17 protein-coding genes are annotated in these 15,240 nt (G+C 70.7%); 6 read left to right on the forward strand and 11 right to left on the reverse strand.

Annotated features, from left to right (window positions below; all coding sequences use genetic code 11):
* Nucleotides 1-90 precede the first annotated feature (90 nt).
* The 3 genes from ACZ6TD_RS31375 to ACZ6TD_RS31385 all read left to right on the forward strand — a co-directional run bounded on the left by ACZ6TD_RS31375 (nt 91) and on the right by ACZ6TD_RS31385 (nt 1,926).
* Nucleotides 91-315: a hypothetical protein gene (locus ACZ6TD_RS31375; RefSeq protein WP_344595006.1), complete on the forward strand. Its 225-nt coding sequence runs from the start codon at nt 91-93 to the stop codon at nt 313-315.
* 42 nt (nt 316-357) lie between these two features.
* The gene (locus ACZ6TD_RS31380) at nt 358-936 is read left to right on the forward strand and encodes a TetR/AcrR family transcriptional regulator (protein ID WP_471343513.1); all 579 of its coding nucleotides are present in this window, start codon (nt 358-360) and stop codon (nt 934-936) included.
* Nucleotides 937-1,044: 108 nt separating this feature from the next.
* The gene (locus ACZ6TD_RS31385) at nt 1,045-1,926 is read left to right on the forward strand and encodes an SDR family NAD(P)-dependent oxidoreductase (RefSeq protein WP_471343515.1); all 882 of its coding nucleotides are present in this window, start codon (nt 1,045-1,047) and stop codon (nt 1,924-1,926) included.
* A gap of 57 nt (nt 1,927-1,983) precedes the next feature.
* On the opposite strand, the gene ACZ6TD_RS31390 is transcribed toward ACZ6TD_RS31385, so the two are convergent.
* Nucleotides 1,984-2,874, reverse strand: a complete 891-nt coding sequence (locus ACZ6TD_RS31390; protein ID WP_471343517.1) for a Rossmann-fold NAD(P)-binding domain-containing protein — start codon at nt 2,872-2,874, stop codon at nt 1,984-1,986.
* Nucleotides 2,875-2,945: 71 nt separating this feature from the next.
* Here ACZ6TD_RS31390 and ACZ6TD_RS31395 point away from each other — a divergent pair, with 71 nt between their 5' ends.
* Nucleotides 2,946-3,998, forward strand: coding sequence for a GlxA family transcriptional regulator (locus ACZ6TD_RS31395; protein ID WP_471343519.1), 1,053 nt, complete (start codon nt 2,946-2,948; stop codon nt 3,996-3,998).
* Here ACZ6TD_RS31395 and ACZ6TD_RS31400 read toward each other — a convergent pair.
* The 9 genes from ACZ6TD_RS31400 to ACZ6TD_RS31440 all read right to left on the reverse strand — a co-directional run bounded on the left by ACZ6TD_RS31400 (nt 3,890) and on the right by ACZ6TD_RS31440 (nt 12,586).
* Entirely contained in the window at nt 3,890-5,056 is a 1,167-nt protein-coding gene (locus ACZ6TD_RS31400; RefSeq protein WP_471343520.1) for a Cmx/CmrA family chloramphenicol efflux MFS transporter, read from the reverse strand. The two genes, ACZ6TD_RS31395 and ACZ6TD_RS31400, sit on opposite strands and share 109 nt — an antisense overlap.
* A gap of 275 nt (nt 5,057-5,331) precedes the next feature.
* Nucleotides 5,332-6,453: a glycoside hydrolase family 18 protein gene (locus ACZ6TD_RS31405; RefSeq protein WP_471343521.1), complete on the reverse strand. Its 1,122-nt coding sequence runs from the start codon at nt 6,451-6,453 to the stop codon at nt 5,332-5,334.
* A 5-nt stretch (nt 6,454-6,458) separates the two neighbouring features.
* Nucleotides 6,459-7,289, reverse strand: coding sequence for a hypothetical protein (locus ACZ6TD_RS31410; protein ID WP_471343522.1), 831 nt, complete (start codon nt 7,287-7,289; stop codon nt 6,459-6,461).
* A gap of 21 nt (nt 7,290-7,310) precedes the next feature.
* A complete protein-coding gene (locus ACZ6TD_RS31415) occupies nt 7,311-8,750 on the reverse strand; it encodes a hypothetical protein (RefSeq protein WP_471343523.1) in 1,440 nt (479 codons plus the stop codon).
* A complete protein-coding gene (locus tag ACZ6TD_RS31420; RefSeq protein ID WP_471343525.1) occupies nt 8,750-9,088 on the reverse strand; it encodes a hypothetical protein in 339 nt (112 codons plus the stop codon). Before ACZ6TD_RS31420 ends, ACZ6TD_RS31415 begins: the two co-directional genes overlap by 1 nt.
* Nucleotides 9,089-9,266: 178 nt before the next feature.
* Entirely contained in the window at nt 9,267-9,692 is a 426-nt protein-coding gene (locus ACZ6TD_RS31425; RefSeq protein WP_470005949.1) for a Fur family transcriptional regulator, read from the reverse strand.
* A gap of 149 nt (nt 9,693-9,841) precedes the next feature.
* Complete coding sequence (locus ACZ6TD_RS31430; RefSeq protein WP_471343526.1) at nt 9,842-10,714, reverse strand: metal ABC transporter permease; 873 nt, start codon at nt 10,712-10,714, stop codon at nt 9,842-9,844.
* Nucleotide 10,715: 1 nt separating this feature from the next.
* Nucleotides 10,716-11,597 (reverse strand): metal ABC transporter ATP-binding protein, encoded by an 882-nt coding sequence (locus tag ACZ6TD_RS31435; protein ID WP_471343527.1) that lies wholly within the window; start codon nt 11,595-11,597, stop codon nt 10,716-10,718.
* A gap of 11 nt (nt 11,598-11,608) precedes the next feature.
* Nucleotides 11,609-12,586: a metal ABC transporter substrate-binding protein gene (locus ACZ6TD_RS31440; protein WP_471343528.1), complete on the reverse strand. Its 978-nt coding sequence runs from the start codon at nt 12,584-12,586 to the stop codon at nt 11,609-11,611.
* A 150-nt stretch (nt 12,587-12,736) separates the two neighbouring features.
* Between ACZ6TD_RS31440 and ACZ6TD_RS31445 the strand changes: the two genes are divergently transcribed.
* Both ACZ6TD_RS31445 and ACZ6TD_RS31450 read left to right on the forward strand, forming a co-directional pair.
* On the forward strand, nt 12,737-14,119 hold the full coding sequence (locus ACZ6TD_RS31445) for a glycine--tRNA ligase (RefSeq protein WP_210945064.1): 1,383 nt from the start codon (nt 12,737-12,739) through the stop codon (nt 14,117-14,119).
* Nucleotides 14,120-14,281: 162 nt separating this feature from the next.
* A complete protein-coding gene (locus ACZ6TD_RS31450; RefSeq protein WP_471343529.1) occupies nt 14,282-14,575 on the forward strand; it encodes a hypothetical protein in 294 nt (97 codons plus the stop codon).
* On the opposite strand, the gene ACZ6TD_RS31455 is transcribed toward ACZ6TD_RS31450, so the two are convergent.
* Nucleotides 14,544-15,125, reverse strand: a complete 582-nt coding sequence (locus ACZ6TD_RS31455) for a hypothetical protein (protein ID WP_471343531.1) — start codon at nt 15,123-15,125, stop codon at nt 14,544-14,546. The two genes, ACZ6TD_RS31450 and ACZ6TD_RS31455, sit on opposite strands and share 32 nt — an antisense overlap.
* Nucleotides 15,126-15,240 lie beyond the last annotated feature (115 nt).

Genomic DNA, 15,240 nt, shown 5'->3' on the forward strand with positions numbered 1-15,240 from the left:
CTGTCAGCGCGGTTTCCCGGCGCTGAGCAATTGAGGCAGCAGGTTCCAGCAACGCGTGTCGTCGGTCGCTGGGGGAGAGATTCGCCCAGCGTGGATCTCAAAGTGCTCGAGTCTTTTCCGCCTGCGGAGGTCCCCAACGGTGTGATCCCCGCTACTGGCGCTGTGAAGGACTCCTCCGGAGAGTTGGTCGGCGAACTGCTGCTATGGGTGAGCGATGGGAGGCTATCGGCTCTGGAGTACTCCTGGTACACCGACGAGGCTCCGACCGCGCTGCCTGACCCCGGCGACGTGACCGTTGCTGTACAGCACTCATGAGCGGGGAGCATCGGACCGAGGGCGGCGGCTTATGCTGGGCGCGTGACAGCGAAAGGCGAGCAGGAGCCGGGGCTGCGGGCGGATGCGGCGCGGAATCGTGCTCGGGTGTTGCGGGTCGCCCGCGAACAGTTGGCCGCCGGTGATGATTCGCTTCAGCTGAATGCCATCGCCCGGCTCGCCGGGGTGGGCGTGGGGACCGTCTATCGGCATTTCCCCAATCGTCACGCGCTGTGGGAGGCGCTGTCGACCGAGCGCTTTCAGGAACTGGTCGACGAGGCCCAGGCCGCGGCCGCCGAGGAGGACGCCCTCGCGGGGCTGCATCGCCTGCTGCGTTTTACCCTCCTGCACGCGTTGGGCGACAGCGGCTTCGCCGCCGTTCTCGAATCCGCCAGTGATACCGACGCGCGGACCGCGGCGCTCAAGGCCGAGCTCGACGGGGCCGTCGCGCACCTGCTCGACCGGGCCCGCCGGAGTGGCGCCATCCGGCGGGACGTCGAGGCCGACGATGTGCGCCGTCTGCTCTGCGGCATCGAGCACGCCGTACGTGCCGGTGACAGCGACCCGAAGCGCGCCGAGGTCTACCTCGACGTCCTTCTCGAGGGGCTGCGTCCCCCGCGCTGACGACTGGTTCACCTCGCTAACCGGATAGCTATCCGGTCGTGCTAGTGTGCCCTCATCGAATCGGATAGCTATCCGATTACGGATGGCGAGGCGGCGGAGGGCGGACCCATGGAGCAGCGGGCGGTCGTGACGGCGGGGACCGGGGGGATCGGTCTGGAGACCGCGATGGGGCTGGCGGCGCGCGGGTTCGCCGTCACCGTGGTGGGCCGGGACGCCGAGCGCGGCGCCCGCGCGGTCGAGCGGATCGCCGCGGTCGCGACCGGCGGCGAGCCGCACTTCATGGCGGCCGACCTCGCGTCCCTCGCCGACGTCCGGGCGCTCGCCGCCCGCCTCGCGGCCGAGGGCCCGCTGAAGGTCCTGGTCAACAACGTGGGTGCGATGTTCGCGGACCGGCAGCGGACCGTCGACGGGATCGAGGCGACGTTCGCCGTCAACCACCTCTCGCCGTACCTGCTGACCGAATCGCTCCTTGACCAGCTCCGCGCCGGCGGGCCGAGCCGGATCGTGAACGTCAGCTCCGCTGCGATACGCGCCGCCAGGCGCACCTTCGACGCCGTCGAACCGCCCGGTGGCTACTACGCCTTCCACTGGTACGGCCGGGCCAAGCTCGCCAACCTCGCCTACACCCTGGACCTGGCGGAACGCCTGCGCGGCAGCGGTGTCACGGTCTTCGCGGCCGACCCCGGCGGCGCCGCGACCGACATGACCAACGGCACCATGCGCTCACCGAAGATCGTCTCCCCGGCGCTGCGCCTGCTGTGGCCGCTGGTCCGGCGGACGTTCGAACGCTCCACCGCCGGACCCGCGGCCCTGGCCGCCCGGTCGTCCGTCGTCGCCGCGACCGACGCCTCCCTCGACGGCCGGACCGGCCTGCTCATCGGCCCCGACGCCACCCCCGTCCCCGCCTTCCGCGGAAGCACCGACCCCCGGACGGTCGACGACGTGCTCAGGCTCAGCCGACAGCTCGCACCCGTTGGCGACGACCGCTGATCGCGCCGGCCGGCCGCCCCGAAACGTCCGCCGGCGCAACGCCCGCGCCGAGCCGCTCTAGATCACTTCCCGGAGCACGTCGTTCGCCGGGGTGGCGCTCACGCCGAGTATCTTCTCGGTCTCGGAGTAGTCGATGACGAACGGGTGGCCGGGCTTGGTAAGCACTTCGTGCATTTCGGCCCAGAACGGCTCGTTGAGCGCGAGCAGGGTCAGATCGCGTTCGGTCATCTCCTCCAGCCGCGGTTCCGGTGCCCCCGCGAGTTCGGCGAGTCGCACGGCCAGTTCCCGCACCGACAGGGTCGAGGTGGGTACGTGCCAGGCCCGGCCGTACGCCTGCTCGTCGCGACTCGCGGCGACCAGCGTGCGTGCGGTGTCGCCGATCGCCGAGTAACTGTGGGGCACGTCGAGTTCTTGCGGCACCAGGACCAGCCTCCCTTCCATGACCTGCCGCTGCACCATGAGGCTGAATACCGAGAAGGCGCCGTCGCCGTAGAACTGGGCGGCCCGCACCTCGGTGACCTTCACCCCTGAGGCCGCGGCTTCCTCCCATACCCGCGCTCTGGCCCGCCCCTTGGGGCCGGTCGCGGCCAAGGGGAAGTCCGGCGTGATCGGCCCGCTTACGGGCCCATAGGCGTAGTGGTTGCCGAGCATGACGTACGCGGCCCCGGTCCGCTTCACCGCGCCCAGGAGTGACGCCGACAAGATCGGAAACTGCTCGGGCCAGAGGTGGTACGGCGGCGCGGCGGTGGTGAACAGCGTGTCCGCCCCCTCCGTCAGCTCGGTGAGCCGGTCGGTGTCGGTCGCGTCCGCGGCGACCTTGTCGATGAGCGGGTGGTCGGGCCCGCCGCCGGTCCGGCTGACCATGCGTACCCGCTCGCCGTCCTCGGCCAGCAGCAGAGCGGTCTTCGACGCGGCGGCTCCGCGGCCCACGATCACATGAGATGTCATGCGGACAACGGTGCCGCTCCACGGCTTCGTGGGATACTGGCCGGAATGCCACGCTTCCGGAGGATCTGGCCATGCACCGCGTCGCCGCAGTCATCGTGCCGCCCGTGCTCAGTTTCGACGTCTCGATCCCGCTCATGGTGTTCAACAACGTCCCGCACTATGATGTGCGCGTCTGTACGGCGCGACCCGGCCCGACGCCGACCGTCGGCGGCCCCGACGTCGTAGTGCCGGACGGCCTGGACGCGGTGGAGGGCGCCGACACGGTCATCGCTGTCGGCAGTGGCGGCGAGCAGGCTCCCACGGAGGTCCTCGACGCCCTGCGGAAAGCCGCGGCCGCCGGCGCGCGGATCGCCTCCCTGTGTACGGGCGCCTTCGTACTGGCCCAGGCCGGCCTGCTCGACGGGCTGCGCGCCACGACCCACTGGGGGCTGGCCGATGACCTCGCCACTCGCTTCCCGGCAATCGATGTGCAGCCCGACCTCCTCTTCGTCGAGGACGGTGGCATCTTCACCTCGGCGGGCGCGGCCGCCGCCATCGACCTGTGCCTGCATCTGGTCAGGGTCGACTACGGCGCGGCGGTCGCCAATGCGGCCGCGCGGCTCGCGGTCGTCCCTCCCGTCCGGCCGGGCGGGCAGTCCCAGTTCATCGAGACGCCGCTACCGCCGGAGCGCGGCACCTCTCTCGCCCCCACCCGCGCCTGGGCGCTCGCACACCTCGACCGCCCGCTCACCCTGGCCGACCTGGCCGGTCACGCCAAGATGAGCGTGCGCACCCTCAGCCGGCGTTTCCCAGCGGAGACCGGGCTGAGCCCGCTCCAATGGTTGCTGCACCAGCGCATCGACCGGGCCAGAGAGCTGCTGGAGACCACCGAGCTGCCCATGGATCAGGTGGCCGGGAAGAGCGGCCTGGGCAGCGCGGACTCCCTGCGCAAGCACATGGTCGGCCGGGTGGGACTCACTCCCACGGCCTATCGCGCACGCTTCAACCGGGCGCCCACTGGCGCCTCCCGCGGAGGTTACCCGGCTTCCTCGACCCCGGCGCGGGCAACCCCTGCCCGGGAAGCCGCGACGGCGGCGACCGCCGTCGCGGCCAGGGCGGCGCTGATCCACGCCGCGTCCCGGTAGTCGCCCGTCGTCCCGGTCGCGACGCCCGCGATCAACGGGCCCAGGAAGGCACCCGCGTTCAGCGCGACCGTGGCGAACGAACCGCCCAGCGACGGGGCCTGGGGCGCGACATGCATGACGCGGGCGACGAGCGTTGAGCCGATGCCGAACGACAGGGCGCCCTGGACGATCGTCACGACGAAGAGCGGGGCCGCGTAAGGGCTGGTCACGGCGAGCAGAGCCCACCCCACGGGCAGGACGCACAGCGCCAGGAGCAGGCCCTTCCCGAGCCCGCCGTCGGCCGTGCGCCCGGCCGTGGTCACCCCCACGAACGCGCCCACCCCGAACGCGGCGAGCAGGGCCGGGACCGCGGCGGCCGGAAGGTGGGCGATGTCCGTGGCGATGACGGCCAGGTAGGCGAAGGTCGCGAAGGTCGCCCCGTTGACCACGGCCGCGAGGACCATCGCCAACCGCACCGAGCGCGACCGCAACGCACGCGCCTCCCGCCTGACCGAGACCTCCTCGCGGCCCGCCGCGTCGGCGGGCGCCTGACGGAAGACCAGTGCCAGCGCGGGCAGGCACAGGGCGGCCACGGCCCAGAACGCGGAACGCCAGCCGGACCAGTCCCCGAGCAGCGCCCCCGCGGGGACGCCCGCGACGCACGACAGCGTGACCCCGGACAGCAGAACGGCGGTGGCCCTGCCGCGCTGCTCCGCGGGGACCAGCGCCGTCGCCACGGACATCGCGACCGCCAGGAAACCGGCGTTGACGATCGCGGCGACGACACGTGTTCCGAAGAGCACGGCGAAGTCCGTCGTGACCGCGCCGATCACATGCACCACGACGAACGCCGCCAGAAAGCCCGCCAGCGCACGCCGCCGCGGCCATCGCGCGCTCAGCGCGGCCATCACCGGGGCGCCGACGATCATCCCGATCGCATACGCGGACGTCAGACTCGCCGCGGCCCCCACCGATACGGAGAGGTCGCGGGCGATTCCCGGTACGAGACCGGACAGCATGAACTCGGACGTCCCTTGCGCGAAGACGGCGAGCGCGAGGACATAGAGGAAGACAGGCAAGAGGTCGACTCCAGCGATCAGCGATGAGCGTATGCGGGCAAGAGCGGCCGCGTGCTGGATGTCGGACTACGCCACGAGCGGGCCCGAGAGAGGAACCAGACACACGGAGTCGTGTCCGGTCGCTGGAAGCGAGATCGACCCAAAGGGTCAGATCGCGTCAGACCAAAGTCAGATCAGTGGTCAGAGAACGACTCGCCGCCGAGCGACCGGCGGCTCCGTTCTGTCTGATTCAGGACTCATCACGTCGGGCACCGTACCCACAACCCCCGCCGAGATCAATCCGATGTCGGCGCGCCCCAGCCCCTCCGGTACGCGGCCCAGTCACCCGGCGTCGCCGCGAAGTCCACGTACAGCGCGACGCCGAACCGCTCGCGGCGCGCGTCCTCGCGACTCAGGCCGAGGCGGGCGCCCCGGACGGCGGCCGCCACCGTCTCGGCCGATGCGTGGTGGCCGATGTCGTCGGTGTGGAAGGCCGGGAGGCCCATCAGCAGGTCCGTGCCGCGCGGGGTCGCCTCGAGGGCCAGCCGCGTCTGCTGCGCCACATAGCCCCCGTACAGGCTCTCCATGGGCATCGCCGTGTCGTAGGACATCACCGCGATCTGGTCGACCCGGCGGGCGACCGCGCCGAAGTACGACTGCGACCACCACTTGGGGTGACCGGCGACGAAGCCCGCGACGGAGTGGAGGGAGGGGAGCGGATCGATCTGGTGCGCGGCCACCGACAGCGGCGCGTGACGGGCACGGGTGACCGCGTGCACATCGTCCAGCAGCGACAGATAGTCCCGGTCGCCGGAGTGCAGGGGCTCCAGATCGAAGTGGACGCCCGCGAACCCCGCGTCCAGCACCTGGCGCGCCGAGCGCACGACGCGCTCGCGCGTCGCCCGTTCGCCGAGGTCCATCCCCGCTTGGCCTTCGGTGGACAGCACGTCGCCGAGCCACGCCTGGACGCGCACCCCGGGCAGCTCCCGCCGCACCGCGTCCACCAGCCACCGGGCCTTCGGATAGCGCCCCGCGGGCAGGCTTCCGTCGTGCTCCAGCGGGCCCGCGTGGACGTACAGATCCCGGATGCCCGTGCCACGCACCCGCCGGACCAGCTCGGCCAACTGTGCCTCACCATTGCGCCCGTCCACCCAGGCATGCCCGAGCCACACCGCGTCCCGGTCACGGGTCCGCGTCCCGGGCGCGGGATCTCCCGCGTACTGCAGCCGCAGCGACACCCCGGCGGTCAGGAGGGGCACGACCAGAAGCACGACGGTGCCCGCCGCCACGCGCTTGGGCCACTTCAGACGCGGATGGCCCCAGCAACGCACGAACGCCGCCCGCCCCCGCCCAAGAGCGGATCCCGCCCGCCGCAGCACACGGGCGGCGGGGGAGTGGCCAGGGTTGTCCGAGGGCATGGCGGTCAGCCTCCGTCGTAGGACACGACCGTGCCGTGCAGAGCGTCGGCGACGCGTGAACCGAGGTCGTAGTCGCAGAGGTTGACGGTCCAGTTGCCGGCCGTGACCAGGGTCGCGGGCACGCCCTTGTAGGCGATGGCCTCGCGCAGCACCGCGTTACGGTCGGCGTCCGAGGCGTGCAGGGCGAGGGTGGCGCAGTTGGGCGAGCCGGTGTCCTTGCCGGTGGTGCAGGTCAGGACGGTGTCCGAGCGCTGCTTCCGGTCGTCGCAGCCCACCGCCGCCGCGAGGTCGTCGGCTAGGGCGCCGACGGTCCGGTAGCGGGGGGTGCGGGGGATGTCCGGGAGCGGATAATCGGGGATCTTGGCCTTTTTGGGCGGCAGCACGACGCCGCCGAGAGCGGCCGCGATCCGGCTCGCGAAGCGGGGCTCGGTGACCCATACGAACCAGTGACCCGCGGCGACCAGGGTCTGGCTACTGGGGGGCTTTCTCCGGGAGGCGATGGAATCGCCGACGTCGTCGCGGTCGAAGATCTCCGGATTGAGTACATGGATGTCGTTCTCGAACTTCGTGCCGTCGATGACGGACGCGCATCCGAGGCTCGAGCCCCCGCGCCCACTGCCCTGCGAACGGCGGGTGATCTCGCATGGGACACCGCCCGCTTCGAGGGCCTCCACGACCGCGTCGGCGTCCGGGTACTCGGGCTTCGTGGGCACATTGCCCGGCATCGTGGCGCTCGGGCTCGGCGACGAGCCGGTGCCGCCCTGCGTGGTGTTGCCGCACGCGGCGAGGACGGCCATGGCCGCCCCCGCCGCGAAGACGCTGATCACTCGCTTCATGAACTCACTTCTTCAGGGGTCCTAGCCCGTCGCCGAGGGACGCGGTGTGAGACCGGGGCTGGGCTCGCTCGGCTTCTTGTCGCCGCCCCCGCCGCCTCCATCGTCGTTCTTGTCACCCGAGGACGGTGGGGTGGGGGACTTCCCGGGCTCCGGCGACGGTGTTCCGGGCTCCGGCTCGCCGGTGCCGGTGCCGGGCGTCTCGCCGCCGTAGATCGGATCGATGGAGAACGAGTGCCCCTTGGGGGTGTCGCCCGCCAACTGCTCCAGGGCCTTCTGGCGCTCTTCGTCGCTCAGGGCCTCCCACGCCTTGGCGTCCTCGAGACGCGGCTGGAGCTTGTCCCAGTTCTCGCCGCGGGCCTTGATGTCGCCCCCTCGGTGGTCCGAGTCGTCCCCGTACTGCTCGTTCTTCTCGCGGACGTCGGGGGTGTCGGCGGCGTAGAGCACGAACAACTGCTTGTCCGTGTCCGAGCCGTACGGATTCTTCTGCAACTCCTTCAGGTAGTACGCGCTCAGGCGGATGTCCTCGTTGGGGTTCTCCTCGATGTACTTGGTGAGTTGGGCATCGCTGAGGTCTCCCAGATAGGTGCCGTCCGCCGCAGTGAACACATCGCGGTTGTCCGCCATGACCTTACGGGCCGTCCCCAGCTTCATATGCGTGATGCCGAGCGACTTGTCCGGCTTGATCGTCTGCTGGAGCGTCCAGTTGAAGATCCTGCCGAAGGTCGGCAGGGGGCCGCGGAGGTCCTTGTCGTAGTTCTGGTACCACTGCTGCTCCTGCCAGAGGATCGACAGCAGCAGCGTCTTGCTCATCCCCGTCTCCCTCGCGGCCCGCTCCACGGCGGCGAGCTGCGAGGGGGAAACGTTGATCGGATGCGTACCGTTGGGTGCCCCCGTCAGGCGCAGCGCGATGGCCAGCGGGCTGTTCTTCTTCAGCGCCTCCTTGACCAGCTTCGGATCGGAGATCTCCGTGAGGCCGCTGATGGTCCGCAGCGCGGCCGACGCCTCGGTGTCGGCCTTGGTCGCACGGGACAGGGCGCCCTCGATGATGCCCTGGGCATGCCGGACCGGCTCCGACTGGCCGTTGGCACCCGGATCGGAGGCCGACTTGGAGCTGGCGACGCGACCGCTGTCGTCGACGGTCAGCTCATGGTCCTTGGCGTAGTCGAGCGCGCTGTTCAGATCGCGCTGGGCGGCCTCGATCTCATCGGCCAGATCGTCGTAGACGCGGCAGAGCTCGCGCAGCGCGAGATTCGCCGCTTCGTAGTCCTCGGCGTGCTTGACGAAGGTGCGGCGGGCGGCGAGCCCCGCGTCGGACACCCACTGCTTCTCGATGGTGCGGGCCACGTCGTCGCGGGCGAAGGCGCCGATCTCCTCGCAGTGCTTGGCGGCGGTGAGGGCGTCGGTGGCGGCGTCGCGCCAGGCTTGCGGGCTCGCGGATCGGAGGTCGGGTACGGAGACCATCAGGCACCCTCCAGCCAGCGGGCGTCCTTGCGGAGCTCCGCCTCGATGGAGAGATCGGTGTCCATGTAGTCGTCCATGGCATCGGTGATGGCGGCGGCCGCCTCCCTGGCCGACTTGCCGAGGTCGTGCAGGTGGTTGCGCCATGCCGTGACGCACTCCTGGTTGGGCTTCGCGACCGCCCAGCCCGAATGGGCCTTCCCGGCGGCCTCGGGGTCGTCCAGCTTGGTCTTGTTCTGCCCCGTCGCGCTGGTGGTGTGGAAGGCGCCCGCGGTCTTCTTCGGGGACGGCGGATCGATGAAGAGGTCCGGCAGTCCCGGCAGATCAGGAAACAAGGACATCAGGCTTTCCCCCAAGTAGCCGTAATGTTCATGTACTTGGCACGGTACTCGGCGCCCCGCCGAAGCGCAGGGTGCCGCGCGTACGGGCGTGGTTTCAGTACAAGGCTGTGACGGCCCAGGGGGAAGCGGACCGCAGGGGTGACCCTGTGGAACGAGGGCTGACCCTGTGGAGTGGGGGTCAGCCCTGGGACGCCTTTGGCGCGGCGCAGTCGCCGCAGGTGCCGAAGATCTCGATGGTGTGGGCCACGTCCACGAAGCCGTGCTCGGCGGCGATCGCGTCGGCCCACTTCTCGACGGCGGGGCCCTCCACCTCGACCGCCTTGCCGCAGGCGCGGCAGACCAGGTGGTGGTGGTGCTCCTCGCTGTTGCACCGGCGGTAGACCGCCTCGCCCTCCGTGGTGCGCAGGACGTCGACCTCGCCGGCGTCGGCGAGGGACTGGAGGGTGCGGTAGACGGTGGTCAGGCCGACCGAGTCGCCCCGGTGCTTGAGCATGTCGTGGAGCTCCTGCGCACTGCGGAACTCGTCCACCTCGTCCAGTGCCGCCGCCACCGCGGCGCGCTGCCTGGTGGACCGGCCGCGTACTGGGGGACCCGCGGTCGCCACAGCTGCCTCCTCAACCTCGCATGCTCCGTCGCTCTCGGGGCTCGTTCCGCGCCCGCCGCGCCTTCTGCCCGGCCATTGTGCCAGTTATCGCCGGGGTAGCGGATGAGAGCGATGGACCGGGTGGTGGACGGAACGGCCCGAGCAGCGAACTATACGAGTACATCGTCCCTCAGAGTGCATCGTTCCTCGGCCGCGGCCACGCGCTGAGCACGTCTTTTCGCCAGGGGCGCGGCCAGGGCGGTGATCAGGGCGAAGACGCCGATGGCGAGGACGACGATGCTCGCGCCGGGCGGGACGTTCTTGTAGAACGAGAAGACCGTGCCGGACAGGGTCACCACGACGCCGATGGTGATCGCCAGCGCCAGCGTCATCGCGAAGCCCCGGGTGGCCTGCTGGGCGGCGGCGACCGGGACCACCATCAGGGCGCTGACCAGGAGCAGGCCCACGACGCGCATGGCGACGGTGACCGTGACGGCCGCGGTGACGGCCAGCAGCAGGTTGAGCGTGCGCACCGGGAGGCCGGTCACCCGGGCGAACTCCTCGTCCTGGCAGACCGCGAACAACTGGCGGCGCAGCCCCAGGGTGATCAGTACGACGAAGGCGGCCAGCAGGGAGATCGCGACGACGTCCTCGGGGGAGACCGTCGTGATCGAGCCGAAGAGATAGGTGGTGAGGTTGGCGTTGGAGCCGGTCGGCGACAGGTTGATCAGCAGCACACCGCCCGCCATCCCGCCGTAGAAGAGCATCGCGAGCGCGAGATCGCCGCGGGTCTTGCCGTACCAGCGGATCAGCTCCATGAGGATCGCGCCGAGCGCGGAGACGCCGACGGCGGTCCAGACCGGGTTGGTGCCGGTCAGGAAGCCGAGGGCGACGCCGGTGAGGGCGACATGGCCGATACCGTCGCCCATGATCGCCTGGCGCCGCTGGACGAGGTAGATGCCGACGGCGGGCGCGGTGATGCCCACCAGGACCGCGGCGAGCAGGGCCCGCTGCATGAAGGCGTAGTCGAGGATCTCGAGCATCTCAGGTCAGCAACCCTGTCCGGATCGGTTCGGCGTCGGGCGCCGCATGGGGATGGACGTGATCGTGGCCGGGCAGCGCGTGCTGGCCCACGGCCTTGGGCGGCGGTCCGTCGTGGACGACGCAGCCGTCGCGGAGCACCACCGCGCGGTCGATCAGCGGCTCCAGCGGGCCGAGCTCATGGAGGACGAGCAGGACCGTGGAGCCGCTGGCGACCTGCTCGCGGAGGGTGCCCGCGAGGATCTCCTGGCTGGCGAGGTCGACCCCGGCCATCGGCTCGTCCATGATCAGCAGCTCCGGTTCGCCCGCGAGGGCGCGGGCGATCAGTACGCGCTGGTGCTGACCGCCGGACAGGGCGCTCACCGGGTCCCTGGCGCGGTTGGCCATGCCGACGAGCTCCAGGGCCCGCTGGACGGCCGCCCGGTCGGCCCTGCGCGGCGGGCCGAACCGGCGGCGGGCCAGCCGCCCCGCCGAGACGACCTCCCGCACGGTCGCGGGGACGCCGCTGGCGGCGGTGGTGCGCTGCGGTACGTAGCCGATCCGGGCCCAGTCGCGGAAGCGGCGGTGGGGGATGCCGAAGAGAGCCAGCTCACCGCCGCTGAGCGGCACCTGGCCGACGATGGACCGTACGGCGGTGGACTTGCCCGAGCCGTTGGCGCCGAGCAGCGCCACGACCTCGCCGCGGCGGACGGTCAGATCGACACCGCGCAGCACGGGGCGGCCACCGAGGGTGGCCGTGGCGCCGCGCAGGGATATGGGGTCCGCGGCTGGGTCCTCCGCCGGTGCCGCGGTCCGGGCTGTGCCCGGCTCCTCGGCCACCCCGGATTCCCCGGCCACCCCGGATTCCCCGGCCACCCCGGATTCCCGGGTCTCCTCGGCTTCCATGGCTTCCTCCGTCACTTGGCGCCCAGCGCCCTCTGCAGTGCCTTCAGATTGGCTCGCATGACCTGGACGTAGTCATCGCCCTTGGACTTGGAGCCGATGCCCTCGATCGGATCCAGCACATCGGTCCGCAGATGGAGATCGCCCGCCAGCGTCTTGGCCGTGCGGTCGCTCACCAGGGTCTCGAAGAAGACGGTGTTGACCTTGTCCTTCTTGGCGATGGAGTGCAGTCCCTTGACCCGGGCCGGGCTGGGCTCGGACTCGGGGTCGAGCCCGGAGATCGCCTCCTGCCGCAGGCCGTAGCGCTCGGCGAGATAGCCGAAGGCGGCGTGGGTCGTGATGAAGGTGTCCGAAGAACGGCCCTTCAAACCGCTCCGGAAGTCCTGATCGAGCGTGCTCAGCTCCTTGACCAGGGCGGTGGTGTTCTTCTTGTACGTCGCGGCGTGATCGGGGTCGGCCTTCTCCAGTGCCTTGCCGACGCCCTCGGCCACCTGGGCGTACCGCACCGGATCCAGCCAGATGTGGGGGTCGGCGGCCGCGTCGCCGGAGTGGCCGTGCTCCTCGTGGCCTTTCTCGCCCTCGCCGCCGTGCTCGTGCTCGCCCTCGACCTCCGTGCCGTGGTCCTCCAGCGAGGTGTACGAGGCCGCGTCGGCCACGTGCTTCGGGTCGGCCTGGGCGATGGCCCGGTCGACGGAGGGCTGGAGCCCCTTGAGGTAGACCACGAGGCCGGCCTCGCTGAGATCGGCGGTCTGCCGGGGGCTGATCTCCAGATCGTGCGGTTCGACGCCGGGCTTGGTCAGGGAGGAGACATGGACGGCGTCCCCGCCGATCCGCTGGGCGAGGAATTGCATGGGATAGAACGACGCCACCACATCCAGCTTGCCGTCCGTCCTTCCGTCTCCGGCGTTGGTGGAGCAGGCTGTGAGGGTGGTCAGACCCAGTGCGGCGGCTCCTATGAGGGCGGTCGTGGGCCTGAGGCAGCGTATGTTCATGACTCTCATTTTCAACAAAGATGGAAACGATTGTCAACAACTGTCCTCTTGTTGATCGCTTCGACTATCGATTTGATCCGGGGGGTGCCGCCGCCGGTAACCTGAAGCATTCGCTTCGTCGTCAATGTCGTCATCAATGAAGAGAGCACCGTGGCCGCCGACAAGATCGACACCATCGTCAGCCTCAGCAAGCGCCGTGGCTTCGTCTACCCGTGCAGCGAGATCTACGGCGGCCAGCGCGCCGCCTGGGACTACGGACCGCTCGGTGTGGAGCTGAAGGAGAACATCAAGCGGCAGTGGTGGCGTTCCACGGTCACCTCGCGTGACGACGTCGTCGGACTCGACTCGTCCGTGATCCTGGCCCGTGAGGTGTGGGAGGCGTCCGGCCACGTCGCCACCTTCACGGACCCGCTGACCGAGTGCACCTCCTGTCACAAGCGGTTCCGCGCGGACCACCTGGAGGAGGCGTACGAGGCCAAGCACGGCCGGCTCCCCGAGAACGGCCTGGCCGACGTCAACTGCCCGCACTGCGGCAACAAGGGCAGCTTCACCGAGCCCAAGCAGTTCTCCGGGCTGCTCGCCACCCACCTCGGCCCGACCCAGGACTCCGGCTCGGTCGCGTATCTGCGCCCCGAGACCGCCCAGGGCATCTTCACCAACTTCCTCGCGGTCCAGCAGACCTCGCGCAAGAAGCCGCCGTTCGGTATCGCGCAGGTGGGCAAGTCGTTCCGCAACGAGATCACGCCGGGCAACTTCATCTTCCGTACGCGTGAATTCGAGCAGATGGAGATGGAGTTCTTCGTCAAGCCGGGCGAGGACGAGAAGTGGCACGAGTACTGGATGGAGCAGCGCTGGAACTGGTACCGGGACCTCGGTCTCCAGGAGGCGAACATCCGGTGGTACGAGCACCCCAAGGAGAAGCTCTCCCACTACTCCAAGCGCACCGCTGACATCGAGTACCGCTTCAACTTCGGCGGCTCGGAGTGGGGCGAGCTCGAGGGTCTGGCCAACCGCACCGACTTCGACCTGAAGGCGCACTCCGCGGCGTCCGGCCAGGACCTGTCGTACTTCGACCAGGAGGCCGGCGAGCGCTGGACCCCCTACGTCATCGAGCCGGCGGCGGGCGTGGGCCGCGCGATGCTGGCCTTCATGCTCGACGCGTACGTCGAGGACGAGGCGCCCAACGCCAAGGGCAAGATGGAGAAGCGCACCGTGATGCGGCTCGACCCGCGTCTGGCGCCGGTCAAGGTCGCGGTGCTGCCGCTGTCCCGCAACCCGCAGCTCTCGCCGAAGGCCAAGGGGCTCGCCGCGGACCTGCGCAAGCACTGGAACATCGAGTTCGACGACGCGGGCGCGATCGGCCGCCGCTACCGCCGCCAGGACGAGATCGGCACGCCCTTCTGCGTCACCGTGGACTTCGACACCCTCGACGACAACGCCGTCACCGTGCGCGAGCGCGACACGATGAAGCAGGAGCGGGTCTCCCTCGACCAGATCCAGTCCTACCTGGGCGGCCGTCTGATCGGCTGCTGACCCGGTCCGGGCCATCGCGCCCGGACCACCCCGGGCCGCCGCGCCCGGACCACGGGTACCGGACACATACCCGACGACGGGCTCCGGTGCCGCGGACGCGAGGTCCGTGGCACCGGGGCCCGTCGACTCGGCAGAACGGGGGGTTCACCAATCGTGCGAGGCGTGACGCATCACATCACCGCCATCCGCGAGGACGGCACGGTCTTCGAGGTGAGCTACGGCTACGGTCCGGGGCAGCGGCGGCTGCTCGGCTGCCGGCACTGCGACTGGCAGGAGCGGATCACCTACGGCGGCGCCCGGCACAAGGGGCTCGATCACCTCGCCCAGGCGCACGGGGCCGTCGGCTCGCCGCGGATGACCGCCGACGCGGCGGCGCGTCGGCAGGTCGTCCTGATCATGCTGGCCTGTTTCGCGGTGGCCGCGGTCATCGTCTGGTGGGCCGCCTCCCAGGGGTGAACCGGCGGTCCCCGCGGACGGTCCGCCGTTCCCCGCCGAGCGCCAGCGCCGTGCACACCGCCGCCAGCGGCAGCTCCGCGCAGAGGGCCATCGCGACCGCGGCCGCCAGCTCCTCGCCCGGCGCGGCCGTCACCGTGTCGAACCACGCGTCCACCACCAGCAGCGTCCCCGTCGCCGCCGCGGTCAGCCGGTGGCGGTCGTCGCCGCGGCGGCGCAGCGCGGCGGTGGAGAGCAGCCCGAGCGCTTCGAGGGCGTCCAGGCCCACCCATGCGACGTTCCAGTGGCCGACCGGCGCCGTGGACGGCAGCGTCCGGGCCAGTACGTACAGCCAGGGGACCAGCGCCGCCCCCGAGAGCAGCAGCACCGACTCAGGCCGCACGAGCCGCCGGGCAAGCGTGAGCCGCGTGCTCCGCGACGCCCGCGTCTTTCGCGACACCCGCGTGCTCCGCGACGTCCCCGGGCCGGTGGTCGGAGCAGCGGTGGGCGTGGGGGAGTACAGGGTGGTCATGGCGCGGATCTCCTTCCGGGCCCGGTCGGTCGTGCCGGGCACACCGTCAGCCTGTCCCGCGCCGCCTCCGGTGTCGGTCACATCAGTTGCCGACTCGGGGTGGCACCAGATACACCCCGGATCCGGGCATGTGGTCCAGCGCGCGGCCGCCCGGGGC

It is taken from the genome of Streptomyces yongxingensis (assembly GCF_055597465.1).